The organism is Muricoccus vinaceus (assembly GCF_042433125.1).
GTDB lineage: Bacteria > Pseudomonadota > Alphaproteobacteria > Acetobacterales > Acetobacteraceae > Roseomonas > Roseomonas vinacea.
Genome location: NZ_JBHLVZ010000011.1, coordinates 45,441 through 66,871, shown reverse-complemented (window position 1 = coordinate 66,871; position 21,431 = coordinate 45,441). Strand labels below are relative to the sequence as shown.

Genomic DNA, 21,431 nt, shown 5'->3' with positions numbered 1-21,431 from the left:
CGTCAGCCCGAGCGCATCACCTCCATCGCAACCAGACCTTGGGCACAGGTCAGTCAATGACGCCGGGCGTATAAGAAGGCCGTGATCGTCTCGGGCGACGAAGACGTGCATGACGGCGAACCGGAGGGCTCCAGGCTGTCCCATCCTGGTGTCGCCGAGTGCGCCGGACCTGGCATCATGATGAAGGATAGGAGAAGCGGCGGTGGCCTACATCCTCATCTGCCAAGAGGCGGATCTGAATGCGGCGGAACTGCTGGAGCAAGTCCGAACCCGGATCGACTCCGATCAGAAGCCGCGGCAAGCCGGTTTCGTGCCAGATCTGCCACGACTCCCTCAAAGGGCAGTGGAGGAAGAAGCGATCCAAGGCAATGCCGATCCAAGCTGGATGACCAGATGTTCGGTCGTTCACTGCCGAGGTGTTGCTGCCCTAGAAGGCGGATTCCTCTGACCTCGGTCGAGGCTCCGTAGAATTGTCAATGATCCAGCCCAGGACCATTCGCCCAGTGGTGAAAGAGCCAGAAACCACGATCGACCGTCTTGGCGCGTCGGCATGAATGTTGACAATCCGGTTGGTGGCCTGCTCCCCTGTTTGCAACGAAGGCAAAAAGGGAACCGGAAATGTCTCAGAGGTTGTCTGGCTGGCTGCGAGCAAGCGCCGCTGCCCTGGGTCTGCTTGCCTCAGCGCCCACAGCGATCGCCCAGCCCACTGCGGCCAATCCACAAACCGTCACGATGTGGAGCCACTGGCCGGACGAGGCGTCCAAGCGCGGGTATGTCGAAGGCCGCGTGCGCGCATTCGAAACGTCGAACCCTCAATGCCGCGTTCGCCTGAGCTTCATTCAGAAGGCGGATATCTACACCTCGGCCCGCGCCGCTGTTCGGACGGGGCAAGCCCCCGACATCTTCTGGCTTGAGCCCGACGAGATCGCCTTTGCCCGCAACGGCTTTCTCGAGCCGCTCGATAGATACGTCGACCTCAACGGCTTGGAGGACTGGGCCCGCGCGTCCTGGACGCACAACGGCCGCGTCTACGGCCTTCCGCTTGAGGCCTATACGGTCGAACTCTACTACAACCGGGAACGCGTCCGCGCGCTCGGCGTCGAAGTTCCCGGCAACGGCCAGATGGGCCAGGCCCAGTTCACCGACCTCGTCCGGCGCGGCGTCGCGGCCGGCGTCACCCCGCTCGCCCAGGGCGTGGCGGACCGGCCCTTTCCCGGCGCCTACTTTCTGGAGGAGGTACTGCTCCGCCGCCTCGGGCCCGACGACTACCGCAAGCTCCTGACCGGTCGCCTTTCTTTCCGCGATCCTCGCGTGATGGCAGCGATGACCTGGATGCGCGAACTCGTGGACATCGGGGCCTATCCCCGCAGCATGGCGACGCTGAAGCTGGGCGAATCGCACTACTACTTTCACACGAACCCGGGCGCGCTGATGTTCCCGATCGCCAGCTGGTACACCGGCCGCGCCTTCGTCCCGCCCGAGAGCGGCGGCCAACCCGCCGGTTTTCCCCTCGGCCTGATGCAGTATCCTGCGATGGAGAACAGTGACTGCCCGGAATGCAAGACGCTCGCGGTCGGCGGCAGCTACGTCATGTACTCCCGCAGCCGGAACAAGGAATGCGCCGGCGCCTTGCTCAACTCCTTCGTCAACATCGAGAGCGGCAACCAGTGGATGGAAGGCGTGCTTCTCCAGACCGGCATCCGCACCGATCCAAGCCGCATATCCGGCATCAACGCTCCCTATTTCCGTGAGCTCCAGCAACGTTCCGAAGGCGCCCGCTTCTTCATCGGCACGCCCCTGCAGTACATGACCGGGCGTTGCGCCGATACCTTCCAGCAGGTGCTGAACCGCGCGCTTCCCGGCGGCCAGATCACGCCGCAGGACGCGGCGACGCAAATGGACGCCGCCTGCGCCGCGGCGCCGCAGTAAGGGCCGCCGCATGTCCGCACCGGCCGAAGCCGCGCGCATCGCCGTATCCGCGGCGCCGCGCCGGTGGTGGCCCGCATCCCGACAAGGGGGGCGCGATCCCGGCGCCCCCTCCTGGCTGACCCTCATGGTATTTCTGGCGCCGGCCCTGGTCCTTTACGCCGGGCTCACTGCCTATCCTGTCATCCGCACCTTCGCCGACAGCCTCTATGACCTTGAGAACATGGACGCGCCGCGCTTCATCGGCCTTGCCCACTTCGTCCAGATCTGGTCGGACGAGACATTCCTCCGCGCCATCCGCAACACCCTCGTCTGGTCCTTCATCGCGCCGTTCCTCGATGTCGCGACCGGCCTGCTGCTGGCGCTCTGCCTTTATGCCGGCGTGCCCTTCGCGCGCTTTCTCCGGATCGCGTGGTTCACGCCGGTTCTGCTTTCCTATGTCGTGGTCTCGATCGTTTGGCTCTGGATTTACAACTACGATTGGGGTGCGCTCAACCTCGCGCTTCGCGCTGTGGGTCTCGATGGCTGGACCCGCGCCTGGCTCGGCGAGTCCAACACCGCGCTCGCAGCCCTCATGGTCACGCACGCCTGGAAGTGGGCAGGCTTCAACATGGTGGTCTGCCTCGCCGCCCTGCACGCACTGCCAAGCGAGGTGCTGGAGGCCGCCGAGCTCGACCATTGCGGCTGGGCTGCCAAGCTCCGCCACATCATCATCCCGCTCATGCGGCCAACCCTGCTGAACCTCTACATTCTCGCATTCATCGGCAAGATGAAGGTATTCGACCTCGTCTGGATCATGACCCAGGGCGGGCCGATGTGGTCCACCGAAACGGTCTCCACCTATGTTTACAAGCGCGCCTTTGCCTGGAACACCTTTGACCTCGGCTATCCCTCCGCCATCGCCGTTGTTTGGTTCATCATTGTCCTGGCCGCCGCCGCCCTGCTGCATCTGGCCTTCCGCCAGCGCGAGAAGCTGGAGTACTGAACGTGCCGGATATCCCCATGCAAGCGCAGAGATGGGGCGACCGCCTCACAGCGCTCCTCCGCCGCGGTCCGCTGCTCGCGGTGCTGGTACTCTACACCCTTTACACCACGCTGCCTTTTCTCTGGGTCGGTGCCATGTCGCTCCGCACCACCGCCGAGATCAGCGCCGACCATTACGGCCTGCCGTCCCCCGCCCACTGGGGGAAGTTCCGCGCGGCCTGGGTGGACAGCAACTTCGCCGGATATTTCTGGAACAGCACCGTCGTCGTCGTGTCGGCGGTCGCGATCGTGACAATCCTTGGCGCCATGGCCGCTCATGCGCTCGCCCGCTACAAGTTTCCAGGCAACCGCCTGCTCTACTTCATCCTCTTCTCCTCCATCATATTCCCGCCGCAGATCGTCCTGCTCTCGCTCTTCCAGATCCTCGTGAACTACGATCTTTACAACACCCGCGCCGGTCTCATCCTGGTCTATGTCTCTCTGCAGCTTCCGCTCACCGTCTTCATTCTCGAAGCTTTCTTCGCGCGCATCCCGCAGGACCTGTTTGAGGCCGCGCGTATCGACGGCTACACAGATTTCCAGATCTTTCTCCGGATCGTGGTTCCGGTCGGCATGCCCGCGATCGTCACCACGGTCATCCTCAACTTTGTCCACCTCTGGAACGAGTATCTTTTCGCCGTCGTTCTCGTCAGCGACGAGGATCTGCGGACCTTGCCGGTCGGTATCCAGCGCTTCATGGGCGACTACTTCCAGGACATCGGCATGATCGCGACCGGTGTGATGATCGCAGTCATCCCGGTGATCGTCGTTTATGCCTTCTTCTCCGAGAAGCTGATCCAGGGAATGACGGCCGGGGCCGTCAAGTAAGGAGTCGAGAATGGCGACCGTCCAACTTCAGGATGTCTGCAAGCGCTATGGTGGCGTGGGAAGCCTGGCCGCGGTGGAGGATGTGAGCCTGACCGTCGCCGATGGGGAGTTCATGGTGCTGCTCGGCCCTTCCGGCTGCGGCAAGTCCACGACGTTGCGCATGATCGCGGGCCTGGAAAGCATCAGCGACGGCCGCCTCGCGATCGATGGCCGCCCGATGAACGCGGTGCCCGCCAAGGATCGGGACATCGCCATGGTCTTCCAGTCCTATGCGCTCTACCCGCACATGACCGTGGCCGAGAACCTGTCCTTCGGCCTGAAGCGCCGGGGCACGCCGCGTGCCGAGATCGAGCGGCGCGTGAACGAGACCGCCGAGATGCTCGGCCTTACCGAGTATCTCGCCCGCCGGCCCGCCGCCCTTTCCGGTGGGCAGCGCCAGCGCGTCGCGCTCGGGCGCGCCATCGTCCGGGAGCCCAAGGTCTTCCTCTTTGACGAGCCCCTCTCCAATCTCGACGCTGCCCTCCGCGTCGCCACCCGCAACGAGCTGACGCGGCTGCACCGCCGCCTCGGGGCCACCATGATCTATGTCACCCACGATCAGGTGGAAGCGATGACCATGGGTAGTCGCATCTGCGTTATGAACCGAGGCCGCATCGCGCAGGTCGGTGCCCCGCTCGATGTGTACCGCAATCCCGCGGATACCTTCGTGGCCCGCTTCCTCGGCAGCCCGCCGATGAACCTTCTGCCGGCCCGCCTGCACCGTACCCCCACCGGTGCGAGGGTCCACGTGGCGGGCTCGGAGTTTCCACTCACCCGCTGGTCCGACGCCGCGCTGGCCAACATCGATGAGGTCACCTTCGGTATCCGGCCCGAGGACATGCATCTGCTTCCCGCTGCAGCGCCGCCGCAACCCGCCATCAGCGGCACGGTGGCCAGCGTCGAGCCGCTCGGCGCCGAGACTCTCCTGCTGGTGGACACGAAGGGTGGTGAGGTCACCGCCCGCCTGCATCGCGACACAGCCGCCCGCCCCGGCGAGACGGTTCGCCTCGCGGTTCCCGCCTCGGCCGCCTACCTCTTTGACCCCGACGGCCGTGCGATCGCCGCCGACCGGGTGCCGCAAGATGAGGCCTTGAACTAGTGTTCCGCGCCAGCCCTACCGGCGCTGGGATCGCCCACGGTCACCACTCCGTCGCGTGGCAGGGTTATCACCACCGCTCACGCGCCGCTGTTGCTCGACTCAGGAGCGGGTCCGTCATCACTCCGTGCCGCAAGCAATCCGTCGCGCCTCATCGCTCCTCGGGCGTTGTGCTGTGGGCCGGCCGCACGTCGGTCACGAACGCAGTCCTGGCGTTTACCTCGGCGGGCAGCGCGCAGGCGCGCGCGGAGCGCCTCACCGATCCCGGCATCCATTATGACCGGCCCTTCGGCACTGCTTTCATGCGCTCCACGCGCCAGTCGGCCGGTGCCAGCGACTCAGCAACCTCCTCTGCCGATGGTCTCCATGCGCTGCGCCCTGTCGAAGACGGTCGCGTGCGGGCGGAGCCGGCATGACCGCGCCGGAGCCCGAGATCGTACAGGCGCTTCAGGAGGAAATCATCTTCGGCCGCCTCCGCCCAGGCACCCGATTGGTGGAGGATGCCCTGCTCGCCCGCTTCGGTGTCTCGCGCCACTACGTCCGCCAGGCCTTGGATCGCCTCGAACGCCTTGGCCTCGCCGTTGGCGAACGCAACAAGGGCTTTACCGTTCGTTCCCTTTCGCCTGTCGAGGTGGAGCAGATCTATGAGGTGCGCGAACTCGTCCAGCGCCAAGCCGCACTGCGCATCCCCCTGCCCGCACCGCCGGACCTGATCGAGGTACTGAATACCATCAACGCCGAGTTCGCCGGGTATATGGAGGCGCGCGACCTCCGTGGCGTGCATGATGCAAACGACCGCTTTCACCTTCGCCTCTTCGGCGCCTGCGGCAACGACCACTTGCTGTCGACGATACGGCACTACATGCGCCTCAGCCTGCCGGTGCGGGCCAAGACACTTGCGGATGCCGATTCACTTCGGATTTCTTACGAACAGCACCGCCTCATGATCCAGATGCTTCATGGCCGCGACAACTGGGTTATCGCGCAGCTCTGCGTGGATCACCTCCAACCCAGCAAGACGGAGTATCTCACTCGCGCCGATCTACGGGACACCTGTGCGGCATGACGGTTTAAGTCACTTTCTCCGTAGATGGTGCGGCTGTTCGGAAAGCCCTTCGGCCCCGCACGTCCGGTGGAACGAGCCAGCCTCTGCGGTGCGGACACCCAGTGCATAATCAAACACTTGGCCATCTGCACTCATCTGGTGAGGACGAAGCAGGGTTGCCTGCGGCTGTCTCCGTATAGCAGCGTTATGACGGCAAGCACCGCAGGCATGCTAAGCAGCAAACGGCAGCGGCGTGCCCAGTCCAAACTACACCAGACCCGCGATCACCTTCAGCTTGAGGCGTCAATCTACCCAAATAGAGCAGCGAATGCTGCAGAGCGGGACGGCGGCGAACCTGGGCCACAAGCAAGTGCTCGGTCCTGGAGCGCGGGCGGGCAGAACGCCTCGCGGCGCCCGCCCTCCCGACATCCTAGAGTTGAAGCCCATTCCGCTCCCTAAGCTTCGTCAAGGAAGCTTCGGAGTTGTTTGGCCCGCGTCGGGTGCTTCATCTTGCGCAGCGCCTTCGCCTCAATCTGACGGATGCGCTCGCGCGTCACGCTGAATTGCTGGCCAACCTCTTCCAGCGTGTGGTCGGAGTTCATGCCGATGCCGAACCGCATCCGCAGCACTCGCTCCTCACGCGGCGTCAGCCCGGCAAGAGCCTTGCTCGCGGCGTCTCGCAATCCGGCATGGACCGCGACATCCAGCGGCATCACCGCGTTCTCGTCCCGGATGAAGTCGCCGAGATGGCTATCCTCCTCATCCCCGATCGGAGTTTCAAGGCTGATCGGCTCACGTGCGATCTTCTGCGCCTTGATCACCTTGTCGACGGGAAGGCCCATCTTCTCCGCGAGCTCGGCAGGCGTCGGCTCGCGCCCGAGCTCATGCATCATCTGCCGTGATGTGCGGTTCAGCTTGTTGACGGTCTCCGTCATGTGCACCGGCACGCGAATGGTCCGCGCCTGATCAGCAATGGCGCGCGTGACGGACTGCCGGATCCACCAGGTGGCGTAGGTCGAAAACTTGAAGCCACGGCGGTACTCGAACTTATCGACCGCCTTCATCAGGCCGATATTCCCTTCCTGGATCAGGTCCAGGAACTGCAGGCCGCGGTTGGTGTACTTCTTGGCGATGGAGATCACGAGGCGGAGATTGGCCTCGATCATCTCCTTCTTCGCCCGGTTCATGTCGCGCTCGCCCTTTGCGACGACCGCCTGCACGCGGCGGAACTCCGCGATGGGCAGGCCAGCCTCCTCGGCGATCGCGTAGATGGCCGCGCGCGCCTCCTCCGCCTCCGAGGCATAGCGCGTCGCGAGGGCCATCCAGCCCTTGCCCTTGCGCGAGGCCAGGCCGGCAATCCAGTCCGGCGAAGTGGCGGCAACGCGATAGACGGCCAGGAAGTCGTCGCGCTTCACCCCCGCCATCTCGGCAATACGGAGAAGGCGCCCCTCCGCACTCATCAAGCGCTTGTTGACCTCCCGGAGGCGCTCCACCAGTTCCGAGGTACGGTTCGCGTGCAGATGAACCCTGCCGACCAGCGCCACCAGTTCGCCCCTCAACCGGGCGAACTCCGCCTCCTCCGCCGGCTTGAGGACATCGCCGTCCGCATAGGCCGCCATGCGGCGCGCCTGCAGCCCCAGCATGGCTTGCCAGGCCACCTCGATCGCCTCGAAGGCTGCCATGGCATCGGGCTTGAGCTGCTGCTCGAGCACCGAGGGCGAAACCATTCCGCCGCCCTCGCCCGCCTCACCGGCCTCGTCGTCATCGGGCTCGGAAGCGTCATCGGCAGGCCCCTCGCCGGCGCCGGCGGTCGCCTCCAGATCGAGCACGTCCCTCAGCAACATGCTTCCGTCCCGAACTGCCCGATACCAGTTCAGAATGGCGTCCAGCACGAGAGGAGCCTCGCAGAGCCCCTCGATCATCATGTTGCGCCCGGCCTCGATGCGCTTGGCGATGGCGATCTCGCCCTCGCGGCTCAGCAACATCATCGTGCCCATGTCGCGCAGGTACATGCGTACGGGATCGGCGTTGCGCCCGGCGTCGTCCTTGACGTTGCCTACGGGCTCGCCGTCCTCCTCGGCCACCGCGGGCGGCCCCTCGGCGGTCTCGCCCTCCTCCGGCTCAGCCTCATCATCATCGGCGACCTCGACGCCCATGGCCGAGAGCACGCCAAGCGCATCCTCGATCCGGTCCGATGAAAGCTGGTCCGACGGGAGAGCGGCGGAGACCTCGGCATGGGTGACATGGCCGCGGCTTCGTGCGAGCCCGGTCAGGCGGCGCAGGGCCTGCCCTTCCGCCTCAGGCAGCGAGGAAAGGAGAGCCTCCTCCCGCTCGTCCAGCACAAACTCGCCGTCAGCTTCCATCGCTGCCATGCTCAATCCTCTGTGTTGCCCCGCCTGCGCGCCCGGCTCCGAGCCGCGCTCCTCACGGAACTGCGACCCACCGGGAGGTGCCCATCTGGGGGCGCTGGGTCGCCAAGCATAGGGCTAAAACAGATTTTGTTGTTTCCAACTCGCCATTGCGGCCCTGCAAACAAAGCGGTGCTGCGAGAATGCAACGGCGTCCGGGCGGGGCAGAATGACCTCCTGCCCCGAAACGGGAGCAACTTGGGTGAGCAACATTAAAATATGGAAAGCTTTAGCCCGTCCGCTTCTGAAGACCGGGGCGCAGTCCTAACCAGCACCCTGTTCCGAAGGCTCCAGGTGTGAAGCCGCTGTTCAGAGCGGCCCCGGAGCAGGTGGCGACACCGTCTGCAGCTCAGCAGCCATGTTCAGTAGAAAAGCAGTCGCATGGGCAAATCCATGCCCATCCGTTTCCCGCAGGTTCAGGCCACCTCCGGCAGGTGCTCGATCAGCTTGTCGAGCGTGATGGGGTAATCGCGCACACGCACCCCTGTCGCGTTGTAGACGGCATTCGCGATTGCTGCGCCAACCCCACAAAGCCCGAGTTCGCCGACGCCCTTGGCCTTCATGGGCGATGACGCCGGGTCCACCTCGTCCAGAAAGATGACTTCCTGGTGTGGAATATCGGCATGCACCGGCACCTCATATCCGGCCAGGTCGTGATTGACGAAGAAGCCGTGCCGCTTGTCCACGGCGAGCTCTTCCATCAGCGCGGCGCCAACCCCCATCGTCATTGCGCCGATCACCTGGGATCGCGCCGACTTGGGGTTGAGTATCCGTCCCGCCGAGCAGACGGCCAGCATCCGCCGGACCCGCGTCTCGCCGGTCGCGGCATCCACCCCCACTTCGACGAAATGCCCTGCGAAGGTCGACTGCTGGTACCGCTTGGCGAGGTCGCCGAACTCGATCTGGTCCTCGGCGGAGAGGCCACCCTCGCCGGCAGCCTGGCCGATCGGCGCGCTGCGGTTGCCGGCGCGGACCTGTCCGTCGGCAAAGACGGCGTCGGCCGAGTTGAAGCCGAGTGACTTCGCCACGGCATCGCGCAGCTTGACGCAGGCGGCATAGACGCCCGCCGTGGAATTATTGGCACCCCACTGCCCGCCGGATCCGGCAGAGGCCGGAAAGTCGGAGTCACCCAGGCGCACCACCACCTTTTCCAGCGGAACACCCATCATCTCGGCGGCGGTCTGGGCGATGATGGTGTAGCTGCCCGTACCGATGTCGGTCATGTCCGTCTCGACCGTGACCACGCCCTGCTTGTCCAGGTGAACGCGGGCACCGGACTTGGCGAGCAGATTGTTGCGGAACCCCGCCGCGACTCCCATGCCGACCAGCCACTTGCCTTCCCGGCGCCGGCCAGGCGTGGCATTGCGGCCCGACCAGCCGAACCGATCCGCGCCGAGGCGAAGGCACTCGATGAGGTGGCGCTGGGAGAAGGGGCGCTCGGGATGCTCCGGATCGACCTGGGTGTCGTTCAGGATCCGGAATTCGACCGGGTCAAGGCCGAGCTTCTCCGCCATCTCGTCAATTGCAATTTCCAACGCCATCAAGCCAGGAGCCTCTCCTGGCGCCCGCATGGCGTTGCTCTCGGGCAGGTCCAGTTCCGCCAGACGCATCGCCGTCAGCCGGTTCGCACCCGCGTAGAGCAGCTTTGTCTGCTGGACGGCCGTCTCTGGCTTGCCGTCCGGCAGGTTGCCGGAGGTGCTCTCATGCGCAATCGCCGTGATCTTGCCGTCCCGCCCGGCGCCGATACGGATGCGCTGAATGGTTGCGGAGCGGTGCGTCGTGTTGTTCGCAACGAGCGGACGGGTGAGCGCCAGCTTCACGGGCCGGCGGGCAGCCTTCGCCCCCAAGGCCGCGAGCACGATGTCAGCGCGGATGAACAGCTTGCCACCGAAGCCGCCGCCGACATAAGGCGAATCCAGGCGGAGGTTCTCCGGGCGGATGCCGAGGGTCTTCGCCAGGTCACGCTTGCCCCAGGCGATCATCTGGTTGGACGTCCAGACGGTGAGCTTGTCGCCATTCCAGGCCGCGATGGTCGCGTGCGGCTCCATCATCGCATGGCTCTCATAGGGGGTCGTATAGGTCTGGTCGATGCGCACCGGGCTCTGCGCGAAGGCTCCGTCAAAGTCACCGGTCCGGTCCTCGGCCGGAGCGCTGCTGCCTTCCTGGCTGTCACCGCTAACGAGCGGTGCGGTTGCGGCCCTGGCCGCAAGGTCGAAACGGCCGGGCTCCCGGGCGTAGTCGGTGCGGATCAGAAAAGCGGCATCGCGCGCCTGCTCGAAAGTCTCGGCGACCACCACTGCGACGGCCTGGTGGTAATGCTGGATCTCCGGCCCACCGAAGAGATAAGCGATGTTGGACTCGCTTCGCTCCAGCCGGGGCATGTCGAGGGTGGTGACAACCGTGACCACGCCGGGCGCGGCCTTCGCCGCGGCGGTGTCCATGGCCGTGATGCGCCCTTTCGCGAAACCGGCACCCAGCACGTAGCCATAGGCCTGGTTCGGGGCGACGTCGTATCGCTCGTAAGCATAAGGTGCCCGCCCGGTGGTCTTGGCCGGACCGTCGATGCGATCGGTCGGCTTGCCGACGACGCGGAGCTGGTCGATGGGATTCGTTGTGGCCGGCGTGTCGAAGCGCATGATGTCAGGTCCTCGCCTCGGCCAGCACGGAACCGAGCGTGCGCTCGGCCAGCGCAAGCTTGAACGCGTTGTCGTGGGTGGGTGTCGCGCTATCCAGCAGCGCGGTGGCCGCTTGTTTGGCGCCGCGGGGAAGCACGTTATCGGCGGCTTCCACGCGCCAGGGCTTGTGGGCCACGCCGCCGAGCGCCACCCGGCCGGTCCCGTCGCGCTGGATGACGGCCGCGACCGAGACCAGGGCGAAGGCATAGGAGGCACGGTCACGGACCTTGCGGTAGATCTGCACCCCGCCAGCGGGCGGTGGCAGGGTAACCGCCGTGATCAGCTCGCCCCGCTCCAGGGTTGTGTCCAGATGTGGCGCGTCGCCGGGCAGGCGGTGGAACTCGCCGATAGGGATACGCCGGCTGCTGCCGTCGCCCCTGACCGTCTCGACAACGGCGTCCAGCACGCGCATGGCCACTGCCATGTCGCCGGGATGAGTGGCGATGCAGGCTTCGCTCGTGCCAATGACCGCGAGCTGACGGGACACACCGCCGATCGCCGAGCAGCCGCTGCCGGGCTGCCGCTTGTTGCAGGGCTGCGCGGTGTCATAGAAATAGGGGCAGCGCGTGCGCTGGAGCAGGTTGCCCGCCGTGGTGGCCTTGTTCCGCAGCTGCCCCGTCGCGCCCGCCAGCAGCGCGCGGGACAGCACGCCGTAGTCGCGCCGCACACGCTCATCCGCGGCCAGATCGGTGTTGCGCACCAGCGCACCGATGCGCAGCCCGCCTTCGGGCGTCGGCTCGATGCGATCCAGGCCAAGTCCGTTGACGTCGATCAGGTGGATGGGCACCTCGATCTGCAGCTTCATGAGGTCAAGCAGGTTGGTTCCGCCCGCGATGAACCTGGCGCCCGGCATGCGGGCAGCGGCGGAGGCGGCTTCGACCGGCGTGCCGGGCCTCTCGTAGGTGAAAGGCCTCATGCCTGCCTCCCCGCGACTTCGGTGATCGCGTCAACAATGTTGGAATAGGCGCCGCATCGGCAGATGTTGCCGCTCATGCGCTCGCGGATCTCTTCCGCCGTGATCTGCGGGGCCGCCCGGAGGTCGGCGCTGACATGGCTGGGCACGCCCGCCTTGATCTCCTCCAGCATGGCGACCGAGGAGCAGATCTGGCCGGGGGTGCAGTAGCCGCACTGGTAGCCGTCATGCTTCACGAAGGCAGCCTGCATGGGATGCAGGTTCTCCGGATGGCCCAGCCCCTCGATGGTCGTGACCTCATCCCCCTGATGCATGATAGCCAGTGTCAGGCAGGAATTAACCCGCCGCCCGTCCACCATCACCGTGCAGGCGCCGCATTGCCCGTGATCGCACCCCTTCTTGCTGCCGGTCAGGCGAAGATGCTCGCGCAGGGCGTCGAGCAGCGTTGTCCGGGTATCCAACTCCAGCGCAACCTGCTGGCCGTTTACCTGAAGGGAGAGCTTGGACATGACGGGTGTGCCGGACGGGGCCACCTCCGCCTGCGCATGCGCCGCAAACGGTGCCGCCGGCACCGCCGCCGCAACCGTCGTCGCCGCTATCAGTCCACGCCTCGACAACTCGAATTCACTGGCTTTCTGCATCTGCCACATCTTTCCTTGACCGCACCGCTAAGGGCGGAGGCGCCTGCCAGGTCTGGCGGCCGCCCCGCTGTCCCGATGCCGTGCTCCACGTCGTATTGCGTAGGAGAACGCTTCCGCGCGCCGAAGGTGATCGGTCCAGCGCGGAAATTCGTGGTCCGGTGCTTATGGGGAATTTGGGGCATCCTCACCCGGCAGGGGCTCAACCTTCGGGGCGGAAAGGTAGCGCTGGCCCCCGGCCGTACTCTGCCGGAATGGGGCTGGTCGCGGCCGGCCGCCGTTTCCTTGGAGCCAGTGCTCGGCGCTGGCGAGGCCCGTCCGGCAGGAAAAGCTCCCCCTCACCGTTGCTTGGGCAAGGCAGGGAACACTCCGATCATGGCCATTCGGAAGGCGGCTGAGACCTGCCCCGGGCCTGGCATACGCGGGAAGGACCGGTGGCGGCGCATCGCCCGTGCCCACTTTGGCCAGGTCCAGCGCTGCGAGCTAGGGCGACAACCCGATCATGCGGCACCCCGCAGTGCCCACATGGGGGCCGCACCCAGATGTACCGGAGCGACTGGCGCGGGTGGCGAAGGAGTTCCCCTCGTGATCCTGCCGAATGCCGCCAACCACCAGATCCATCGTGACGTGGCGAAGCTGGAGGCACCCTTCCACGCGGTGTTCACGGCCAAGCAGGCTTAGGCCTACAATCCGCGCATGCAGGCCTTCGAGTACATGCTGGCGCAGCTGGGCGGGCGGCTGGAAGACCTGCTGCACGTCTCCTCTTCCTTTACGCTACGATCGGCTGACCGCCCATGACCTGTGCATCCCTGACAAGGCCTGGTTCAACCACGGGCACGAGCCGCGGGGGAATGACTTCCATGGCTTCCACGAAATCCCCGACATCGGTGGCCTGCCCGCCCTGCTGGGTCTTTGACCCTCCACTTCCGCTCCGGAGTTCCACGCATGTCGCCGCCTGTCGATCCCGTTGTCAGCGATCCGCACCTGCCCACCGAGGTGGATGTCGCCATCATCGGCGGCGGCATCGCCGGGGTAACGACCGCCTACTTCCTGGCCAGGGCCGGCCGCCGCGTTGCGCTGCTTGAGAAGGGCGTGGTCGCCGGCGAGCAGTCCAGCCGCAACTGGGGCTGGTGCCGCGTGCAGAACCGCGACGAGCGCGAGATCCCGGTCATGCTGCGCAGCATGGAGCTGTGGGACTCGCTGCCGAAGGAGGCCGGCATCGATGTCGGCTTCCGCCGCACCGGGCTGATCTATGCCACGCGCAGCGAGGAAGAGCTGGAGAGCTGGCGGCGCTGGGTCGAGATGGCCGGCACCTACCAGTTCCACAGCCGCATCCTTTCGGCGGAGGAAGCCCGTTCCATGACGCCCGGCCAGGATGGCGGCTGGATCGGCGGCGTGCACTCCCCGCGGGACGGCAGGGCGGAGCCGCGCAAGGCCGCCCCCGCCATCGCCGGTGCGGCGCGCAGGCTCGGTGCCACGATCCACCAGCGATGCGCGGTGCGGGGCCTCGACATCCAGGCCGGCCGCGTGGCCGGCGTGATCACCGAGCATAGCACCCTGCGTGCGGCGCAGGTGCTGGTGGCGGGCGGCGCCTGGTCCTCCATGTTCCTGCGCCGGCACGGGCTGGACCTGCCGCAGTCCAGCATCCGTTCCACCGTCTTTCTCACCGAGCCAGCACCCGAGATCACGCCAGGGGGACTCTACACCTCGGACATCACGGTCGGCCGGCGCGAGGACGGCGGCTACATCGTCGCCGCCAACAACCGTGGGCAGATCGAGATCACGCCGCAGGGCCTGCGCTACGCCCGCAAATTCTGGCCGACCCTCGTGGCACGCCGGAAGATGGTGAAGTTCGGCCTCGGCGAGTCCTTCTTCCGCGGCCCCCAGGCCTTTCCCCGCCGCTGGCGCATGGACCGCCCCACCATCTTCGAGGCGGAGGACATGCGCGTGCTCGACCCCGCGCCCAAGGCGGGTGTCGTGGAACCCGCCCTGCGGCAGCTCGCGAAGTCCTTCCCGGAACTCGCCGGCACCAAGATGGCGCGGATCTGGGGCGGCTGGATCGATTCCACGCCGGATGCGGTGCCGGTGATCTCCGCGGTGGGCGCCCTGCCCGGCCTGTATCTTTCCACCGGCTATAGCGGACATGGCTTCGGCATCGGGCCCGGCGCCGGGCAGCTGGCGGCGGACATCATCCTGGGCCGCACGCCAGCGGTGGACCCATCTCCCTTCCGCTACGAGCGCCTGGTGGACGGATCCCGCATCCAGAAGCCCGGGATGATGTGATCATGAAGGCAACGCCTCGCTGGCTCGGCACGACCGCACCCTTCGAGGAGGCGGAAGCCGGGCCGGTGGAGGGCTCCGTGGACCTGGCCGTGATCGGCGGCGGCCGCACCGGGCCGTTCGCCGCGCTGGCGCAGGGCGGCGCGAGCGGGGCGGTGCTGGAGACGGGCAAGGTTGTCGGGCAAACATCCGACCGGAACGGTGGCCATGTGAACAACGGATCTGCCCACATCCTCTCGGCGCTGACGGACAGCCTGGGGCGCGACCACGCCCGCCGCATCGACCGCGCCGTCGAGGACGCGGTCGACACGGTGGAGCGGATCGCGCGGGAAGAGAACATCGCCTGCGACGTCCGCCGCTCGGGCAAGATCAGGCTTGCCGCCAAGCCGGACCACTATGAGGAGATAGCGCGCGGGTTCGGGCTGCTGCGGTGCGAGCCGGGGCCCGAGAGTAGCGCTCGTAGTCGTCCCAGCCCTGGAAATAGACGCTGTCGCCCCGCCGCCCGCTCTCCGTCATGCCCAGGACGTCCACCAGGAAGCGCAGGGACTCCTTCGGTTTCGGCGCCAGCAGTTCCAGGTGGCCAATATGAGCCACATCCATGACGGGCTCGGGCGGGTGCATCGTGTTTCGTCCCCACACGGAGCTTGTGCCGCGCGGCGAGGCACCCAGGCGCCGGGGCGGCGGCCGGTCGTATCAATTCTCGCAGGCCGGTATCAACGCCGCGAACACCGCCAGCACTGCCGCCAAGGAATGCGCGCCGTCCTGTCTCAGGCAGCGCTTGGCGCCTCCCGCACCCAGCAAATTGCCGGGGGCTCGCGGAAGGCGAAGCGCAGCAGGTGGCGGGCCACCACGTCCTCCAGCCTGTCCAGCGCCGCCTCGTCTTCCGTGGAGACGCGGAGCACCAGCACTCCGTCCTCGGCTTCCAGCGCGCAGGTGCCGGCGGAAAAGGCAATGCTTCCCCGCTTCCCGTCATGGGTCACCGGCAGCTTGTGCTCGAAGTGCTTGCAGAGCTGCGTGAGATAGCGGGACGGCACGGCCATCTCCACCCGGGCCGCCGACCGGAATGCGCCCTCGGCCGTCATCAGCTTCGCTCCACCGACGTGGCGGCCGCGTCGAGCGCGGCGGCCACGGCAAGCGCCTGCTCCTCGCTCAGCGGCCCGCGCGCGAGCCGCAGCCGCAACGCCATGCGGAGATTCTCGACCGCGCGCGCGACCTGCGGCGCCGGACCGCCGCCATGCACCCGCCCGGCCTCATCCATGCGGGCGAGCAGCGCCTCCACCGCCACGCGGTTCTCCGCCAGGAAGGCGTGCCCTTCCTCCGTGATCTGGTGCAGCTTCTTGCCCCCGGGCCCCTCGCCCGCATGGGCGGTGACGAGGCCAAGCTCCTCAAGCAACGTGAGCGTCGGGTAGATCACACCGGGGCTCGGGCTATAGGCTCCGCCCACCCGGTCCTCGATCGCGCGGATCAGCTCGTAGCCGTGCCGCGGCTTCTCGGCGACCAGATGAAGGATCACCAGCCGCAGGTCGCCATGGGCGAAGAAACGCCCCAGGCCCGAACGGCCTGGACCGCCGCGACCCATGCCGCCGCGTCCGCCGAAGCCATCCCCGAACGCGTCGCTGTCGGGACCATGCCCGCGCCGTGCGAAATGCCGCCGATGGCCTTCGCAGCCATGGGCGTACTGAGATTTTCGGAACATCAGGCCTCCTTAGCCCATCTAAGATAGAATTTAGATATATCTATTGTCGGGCGGATGCAAGCGTTCGAAGTGTAACGCTACCGTCGGGTCCGAACGGCTTTCCACCATCGTCCCGTGAGTGGCCTGCGGCCCGATGCCACGCGCGGCTATTCCCCTGGCTTATGAGTCAGCCGCAAGATTTGATGGCTGTTCCCGTAAGGACCGCCTTTAGCCTTGGCTGAGTCCGCACCGGCGCCCCGAACGGCCGGAAGCAGGCAGGAGGAGGCGCGATGCGCTTCATGATCTCACCGGTGCGCGCGTGACAGCGCCTCCCTCCTCTCGCCGCGCGATCCTTGCGGGCCTGCTCGCCCTTCCTGCCGCCGGCATCCTGGCGCTGCCGGCCCCCGCCCTGGCCCAGGGCACCTGGCCGGCGCGGCCCGTACGCATCGTCGTGCCCTTCACCCCCGGCGGCTCCACCGACATCATTGCCCGCGCCCTGGCCGCCGATCTTCAGGCGGAGTTCGGACAGCCTTTCGTGGTGGAGAACCGCGGCGGCGCCGGCGGCACCATCGGCACGGAAGCCGTCGCCCATGCGGCGCCCGATGGCTACACGCTGCTGCTGGGGCATATCGGCACCCTCGCGGTGAACCCTTCCCTCTACCGCCGGTTGTCTTTCGACACGGTGGAGTCCTTCGCGCCCATCACGCTGGCCGCTGTCGTGCCCAACGTCATGGTGGTGAACCCCAGCCGGGTCGCGGCTGGCGGCGTCGCGGAGCTGATCGCGCTCGCGAGGCAGCGGCCACGCTCGCTGTCCTACGGCTCGGGTGGCAACGGCTCGGCCGCCCACATCGCCATGGCCGCCTTCAACCTGGCGACGGACACGGTGATGGAGCACGTGCCCTATCGCGGCACCGCGCCCATGATGAACGACCTCATCGGCGGCACGATCGACCTCACCTTCACCGGCGGCCCGCCTGCCCTGCCGCCGGTGCGCGCGGGCTTGCTGCGTGCTCTCGGTGTATCGTCCCTGCACCGCCTTCCCGCCGCGCCCGACATACCGACCATCGCCGAGCAGGGCGCCCCCGGCTTCGAGGCCACGCAGTGGTATGGCCTTCTCGCTCCCGCGAACACGCCACGCCCGATCGTGAACCGGCTGAACGCGGCCTCCGCCCGCGCCCTGCGCGGCGAGGCCCTGCGCGCGCGCCTCGAAGCCGAGGGGGCCGAGGCCGCGCCGAACACGCCCGAGCAGTTCCGCGACTTCATCCTGTCCGAGCGCAGCCGCTGGAGCGAGGTGGTTCGCCGCGCCGACCTCCGGCTGGAATAAACCACGCGGCCGCTCGACCTGCTGGGGGTTGGTGGCAAGGCATCGGCGCCGAACCGATGGGCACGGGTTTCACCGAAGTTCCTCGCTGGCGACGAACCCGCGGCCGGTTTGAACAGTGTCGCTTTCCGGTTGGCAAATCCCGTTCTCCTTCCAACGCCGCCGCTTCGGCGCGCCCGCGAAGTCCTCCGGTCCGGGCGGTCCGGGCTCGTCGGTCAGCCGGTGTCGGCCCTGGCTAATCCACCGGACCAGCGTCGGCAGAACCTTCCCGAGACCTCCGGACGAGCCGGACCGCCTCCTCCTTGAATTTCTTCCCGAACCGTCTCCGCCGCGTCGTGGCGATCCCTTTCCCTTGGCCGGAGCCTTCCACGTTTCCGGGGTAGGCCCGACGCTCCCCCCCGCGCTTGCTTACGGTCGCCTCAGGCCCGACGGTGCCGGGGCCAACGGAGGGAACAGGTTGAAGATCACGCGCGTCACGACGGAGCTGCGCCAAAGCCCCTTCACCTATGGCGGCGATGGCCAGGGCGGCAACCTCCGCCTGCGAACCATGGCAACCCTGCTGGTGCGCGTGGACACCGATGCCGGCGTCACGGGCTGGGGCGAGGCCTTCGGCTTCACCTTGGCGGAGGTCACGCAGCGCGCGGTGGACGCCCTGGTCGCTCCCCTCTGCATCGGCCAGGACCCACGCGACATCGCGGCGCTGACGGGCTTGCTGCACCGCCGCCTTCACAACTTCGGCCGCAACGGCCCGGCCAGCTTCGCCATCGCCGGGGTGGACATCGCCCTTTGGGACATCGCCGGCCGCCTGGCGGGCCTTCCGCTCCACCGCCTGCTGGGCGGGCCGGAAACGCCGGAGGTTCCGGCCTATGCCAGCCTGCTCCGCTACGGCGATCCCGACACCGTGGCCCGCAACGCCGCCGATGCGGCGGCTCAGGGTTTCACCGAGCTGAAGCTGCACGAAATCGACCCGGCCTGCCTCCGCGCCGCGCGGGGCGCCGTGCCGGGCCTGCCCCTCATGATCGACATGAACTGCGCCTTCCCCGCCCCCGAGGCCATCGCCTGGGCCGCGGAGATCGCTCCCCTCTCCCCGCGCTTCATCGAGGAACCGGTCTGGCCGCCCGAGGACTTCACGGCCATCGCCCAGGTCCGTGCCGCCGGGGGACTGCCCGTGGCCGCCGGCGAGTGCGCGGGCACGGTGGAGGAGTTCCGCGCCATGGTGGCCGCGGGCGCCGTGGATGTCCTCCAGCCCAGCGTGGCCAAGCTGGGCATCTCCCGCGTGCTGGAGGTCGCGGCCCTGGCGCGGGAAAACGGCCTGCCCGTGGTGCCGCACGCCCCCTATTTCGGCCCGGCCCTGCTGGCCACCGCTCACCTGATCGCCGCGTGGAACCAGGGCGCGGCGCTGGAATGCTACCACGCCAGCCTGGAACACCCGCCCTTCGGCGATGCCCTCCTCCCCCGCGACGGAAGGGTTGCCCTGCCGCAATCCGCCGGCCTGGGCCTGGACCCTGTGCCGGAAGCCGCCTAGGGCCGGGCGCCTGTTCCAGCGGCGCCAGGGGTGGCAAGTTCCACGTAACCACAACGGAAGCGTCCCGGAGGACTCCCATGAACCGACGCCGACTGCTCGCCTCGCCCATCCTGCTCGCCGCACCGGCCTTGGCGCAGGGAACCCGGCCGGCCGGCTGGCCCAGCCGCGCGATCCGCCTGGTGGTCCCGTTCGCGCCCGGCGGCCCCAGCGACATCGCCGCCCGCGCACTGGCCCCCACGCTTTCCGCGGCCCTCGGCCAGCCCGTGGTGGTGGACAACCGCGCCGGCAGCGGCGGGGTGGTCGGGACCGACGCGGTGGCCAAGGCGCAGCCGGACGGCCACACCATCGGCCTCTGCTCGGCGGGCGCCCTGGCCATCTCGCCCTCCCTCCAGCCCTCCATGCCCTATGACGTGCTGCGCGACCTCGTGCCGGTCACCATGGGCGTGCGCGTGGCCGAGATCCTGGCGGTCGCGCCCTCCCTCCCCGTCAGGGATCTCGCGGCGCTGATCGCGCTGGCCAAGCAGCAGCCGGGCAAGCTGAACTACAGCACCTCGGGCAACGGCAGCATGCCGCACCTGGCCATGGAGGCGCTGCGCGCCGCGGCCGGAATCGACGTGGTCCACGTGCCCTACCGCAGCGGCGGCCAGATCGTCACGGCCATGCTGACGGGCGAGACCCAGATGGGCTGGGCCGACCTGCCGATCCTGATGCCCCAGCTCGCGGCGGGCGCGCTCCGCCCCATCGTGATCGGCAGCGAGCACCGCTCGCCCCACTTCCCGGACGTGCCCACCACGGCGGAGGCCGGCCTTCCCCAGGTCCGCGCCGACAACTGGCACGGCTTCGTGGCCCCCGCCCGCACCCCGCCCGCCCTGGTCACGGCGCTCCGGGAGGCGATCGCAGGCGCCCTCCAGGCACCCGCCGTCTCCAAGGTCCTGCAGGACCAGGGGGCCGAGCCCGGCGGCGACACGCCCGAGGCGTTCGGCGCCTTCCTGCGCAGCGAGATCGCCCGGTGGGGCGAGGTCGTGCGGAGCGCCAACGTCAAGCCGGACTAGCGGCACCCACGCCACCCCAAGGAAAGGCCGCCATGCCCGCCCCCAATCCCAACTTCCTCAAGGCCCTGCCCGGGATCTCCGGCATCCTGGTCACCCCCTTCGACAACGACGACCAGGTGGCGCCGCAGCGCCTCCGCCCGGTGATCGACCGCGCCATCGCCGCGGGCGTCCACATCCTTACGGCCAACGGCAACACCGGCGAGTTCTACGGCCTGACCACCGCCGAGGCCGAACGGATGGTCCATGCCGTGGCCGAGATGGTGGACGGCCGCGTGCCCCTGGTCGCCGGCGTCGGCCGCAGCATCGGCGATGCCGTGGCGCTCGCCCGCGCCTCCCGCGCGGCCGGCGCCGCCGCGCTGATGGTCCACCAGCCCCCCGACCCCTTCGTCGCCCCGCGCGGCGTGGTGTCCTACGTGCAGCGCGTGGCCGAAGCCGGCGACGGCCTGCCGCTGGTGCTCTATCTCCGCAACGACGGCATCGGCCTCGACGCCATCGAGCAACTCTGCCGCATCCCCGGCGTCGCCGGCGTGAAATGGGCCAGCCCCACGCCACTCCGCCTGGCCGAAGCCATCCGCCGCGCCGATCCCGGCACCGTCTGGGTCGGCGGCCTGGCCGAGACCTGGGCGCCGCCGCTCTGCGCGGTGGGCGCGCGCGGCTTCACCTCCGGCCTGATCAACGTCTGGCCGGAACACTCCGTCGCGATCCATGCTGCCCTGTCCGCGGGCGATTACGCGCGGGCCAATGCACTCATCGCCACCATGTCCGCCTTCGAGGAGCTGCGCGCGGAGGAGGGCAACGGCACCAACGTCTCCGTGGTGAAGACCGCGCTTCGCATGATGGGCCAGGACTGCGGCCATGTCCGGCCACCCGGCGCCTGGCCGCTCACCGAGCGCCAGTCGAGCGAACTCCAGCGCCGCCTCGGCGAATGGGGATTGCTCGGGGACGGCCGTTCCGCGGCCGCCTGAGGCATGACGGTGGGCGGGTCCA

At 67.9% G+C, this 21,431-nt stretch carries 18 protein-coding genes; 12 read left to right on the top strand and 6 right to left on the bottom strand.

Annotation, left to right across the window (positions count from 1 at the left end; genetic code table 11):
* Nucleotides 1-202: 202 nt before the first annotated feature.
* The 6 genes from ACFFIC_RS09035 (at nucleotide 203) to ACFFIC_RS09010 (ending at nucleotide 5,978) form a co-directional block, all read left to right on the top strand.
* Nucleotides 203-448, top strand: coding sequence for a hypothetical protein (locus ACFFIC_RS09035; protein WP_377049847.1), 246 nt, complete (start codon nucleotides 203-205; stop codon nucleotides 446-448).
* A gap of 182 nt (nucleotides 449-630) precedes the next feature.
* Complete coding sequence (locus ACFFIC_RS09030; protein ID WP_377049846.1) at nucleotides 631-1,929, top strand: ABC transporter substrate-binding protein; 1,299 nt, start codon at nucleotides 631-633, stop codon at nucleotides 1,927-1,929.
* 10 nt (nucleotides 1,930-1,939) lie between these two features.
* On the top strand, nucleotides 1,940-2,911 hold the full coding sequence (locus ACFFIC_RS09025) for a carbohydrate ABC transporter permease (RefSeq protein ID WP_377049845.1): 972 nt from the start codon (nucleotides 1,940-1,942) through the stop codon (nucleotides 2,909-2,911).
* 17 nt (nucleotides 2,912-2,928) lie between these two features.
* Nucleotides 2,929-3,777 carry a carbohydrate ABC transporter permease gene (locus ACFFIC_RS09020; RefSeq protein ID WP_377049844.1) on the top strand — a complete coding sequence of 283 codons (849 nt, stop codon included), beginning with the start codon at nucleotides 2,929-2,931 and terminating at the stop codon, nucleotides 3,775-3,777.
* A 10-nt stretch (nucleotides 3,778-3,787) separates the two neighbouring features.
* Nucleotides 3,788-4,915, top strand: coding sequence for an ABC transporter ATP-binding protein (locus ACFFIC_RS09015; RefSeq protein WP_377049843.1), 1,128 nt, complete (start codon nucleotides 3,788-3,790; stop codon nucleotides 4,913-4,915).
* A gap of 409 nt (nucleotides 4,916-5,324) precedes the next feature.
* Nucleotides 5,325-5,978 (top strand): GntR family transcriptional regulator, encoded by a 654-nt coding sequence (locus ACFFIC_RS09010; RefSeq protein WP_377049842.1) that lies wholly within the window; start codon nucleotides 5,325-5,327, stop codon nucleotides 5,976-5,978.
* Nucleotides 5,979-6,412: 434 nt separating this feature from the next.
* On the opposite strand, the gene rpoD is transcribed toward ACFFIC_RS09010, so the two are convergent.
* From rpoD to paoA, 4 genes are all read right to left on the bottom strand, one after another.
* The gene (gene rpoD / locus ACFFIC_RS09005; protein WP_377049841.1) at nucleotides 6,413-8,329 is read right to left on the bottom strand and encodes an RNA polymerase sigma factor RpoD; all 1,917 of its coding nucleotides are present in this window, start codon (nucleotides 8,327-8,329) and stop codon (nucleotides 6,413-6,415) included.
* A 452-nt stretch (nucleotides 8,330-8,781) separates the two neighbouring features.
* A complete protein-coding gene (gene paoC / locus ACFFIC_RS09000; protein ID WP_377049840.1) occupies nucleotides 8,782-11,001 on the bottom strand; it encodes an aldehyde oxidoreductase molybdenum-binding subunit PaoC in 2,220 nt (739 codons plus the stop codon).
* Between the two features lie 4 nt (nucleotides 11,002-11,005).
* Nucleotides 11,006-11,956, bottom strand: a complete 951-nt coding sequence (locus ACFFIC_RS08995) for an FAD binding domain-containing protein (protein ID WP_377049839.1) — start codon at nucleotides 11,954-11,956, stop codon at nucleotides 11,006-11,008.
* The gene (gene paoA, locus ACFFIC_RS08990) at nucleotides 11,953-12,594 is read right to left on the bottom strand and encodes an aldehyde dehydrogenase iron-sulfur subunit PaoA (protein WP_377049838.1); all 642 of its coding nucleotides are present in this window, start codon (nucleotides 12,592-12,594) and stop codon (nucleotides 11,953-11,955) included. The genes ACFFIC_RS08995 and paoA overlap by 4 nt, the downstream gene beginning before the upstream one ends.
* A gap of 942 nt (nucleotides 12,595-13,536) precedes the next feature.
* Here paoA and ACFFIC_RS08985 point away from each other — a divergent pair.
* A complete protein-coding gene (locus ACFFIC_RS08985) occupies nucleotides 13,537-14,874 on the top strand; it encodes an NAD(P)/FAD-dependent oxidoreductase (protein ID WP_377049837.1) in 1,338 nt (445 codons plus the stop codon).
* Nucleotides 14,875-14,876: 2 nt separating this feature from the next.
* Nucleotides 14,877-15,473 (top strand): FAD-dependent oxidoreductase, encoded by a 597-nt coding sequence (locus ACFFIC_RS08980; protein WP_377049836.1) that lies wholly within the window; start codon nucleotides 14,877-14,879, stop codon nucleotides 15,471-15,473.
* Nucleotides 15,474-15,638: 165 nt separating this feature from the next.
* Here the strand turns inward: ACFFIC_RS08980 and ACFFIC_RS08975 are convergent, their stop codons facing one another.
* Nucleotides 15,639-15,953: a DUF2218 domain-containing protein gene (locus tag ACFFIC_RS08975; RefSeq protein ID WP_377049835.1), complete on the bottom strand. Its 315-nt coding sequence runs from the start codon at nucleotides 15,951-15,953 to the stop codon at nucleotides 15,639-15,641.
* On the bottom strand, nucleotides 15,953-16,567 hold the full coding sequence (locus ACFFIC_RS08970) for a PadR family transcriptional regulator (RefSeq protein WP_377049834.1): 615 nt from the start codon (nucleotides 16,565-16,567) through the stop codon (nucleotides 15,953-15,955). Before ACFFIC_RS08970 ends, ACFFIC_RS08975 begins: the two co-directional genes overlap by 1 nt.
* Nucleotides 16,568-16,865: 298 nt before the next feature.
* Between ACFFIC_RS08970 and ACFFIC_RS08965 the strand changes: the two genes are divergently transcribed.
* The 4 genes from ACFFIC_RS08965 (at nucleotide 16,866) to ACFFIC_RS08950 (ending at nucleotide 21,409) form a co-directional block, all read left to right on the top strand.
* A complete protein-coding gene (locus tag ACFFIC_RS08965; RefSeq protein WP_377049833.1) occupies nucleotides 16,866-17,870 on the top strand; it encodes a Bug family tripartite tricarboxylate transporter substrate binding protein in 1,005 nt (334 codons plus the stop codon).
* Between the two features lie 454 nt (nucleotides 17,871-18,324).
* Nucleotides 18,325-19,392 (top strand): mandelate racemase/muconate lactonizing enzyme family protein, encoded by a 1,068-nt coding sequence (locus tag ACFFIC_RS08960; protein ID WP_377049832.1) that lies wholly within the window; start codon nucleotides 18,325-18,327, stop codon nucleotides 19,390-19,392.
* Nucleotides 19,393-19,469: 77 nt separating this feature from the next.
* On the top strand, nucleotides 19,470-20,444 hold the full coding sequence (locus ACFFIC_RS08955; protein ID WP_377049831.1) for a Bug family tripartite tricarboxylate transporter substrate binding protein: 975 nt from the start codon (nucleotides 19,470-19,472) through the stop codon (nucleotides 20,442-20,444).
* 32 nt (nucleotides 20,445-20,476) lie between these two features.
* Nucleotides 20,477-21,409, top strand: coding sequence for a dihydrodipicolinate synthase family protein (locus tag ACFFIC_RS08950; protein ID WP_377049830.1), 933 nt, complete (start codon nucleotides 20,477-20,479; stop codon nucleotides 21,407-21,409).
* Nucleotides 21,410-21,431 lie beyond the last annotated feature (22 nt).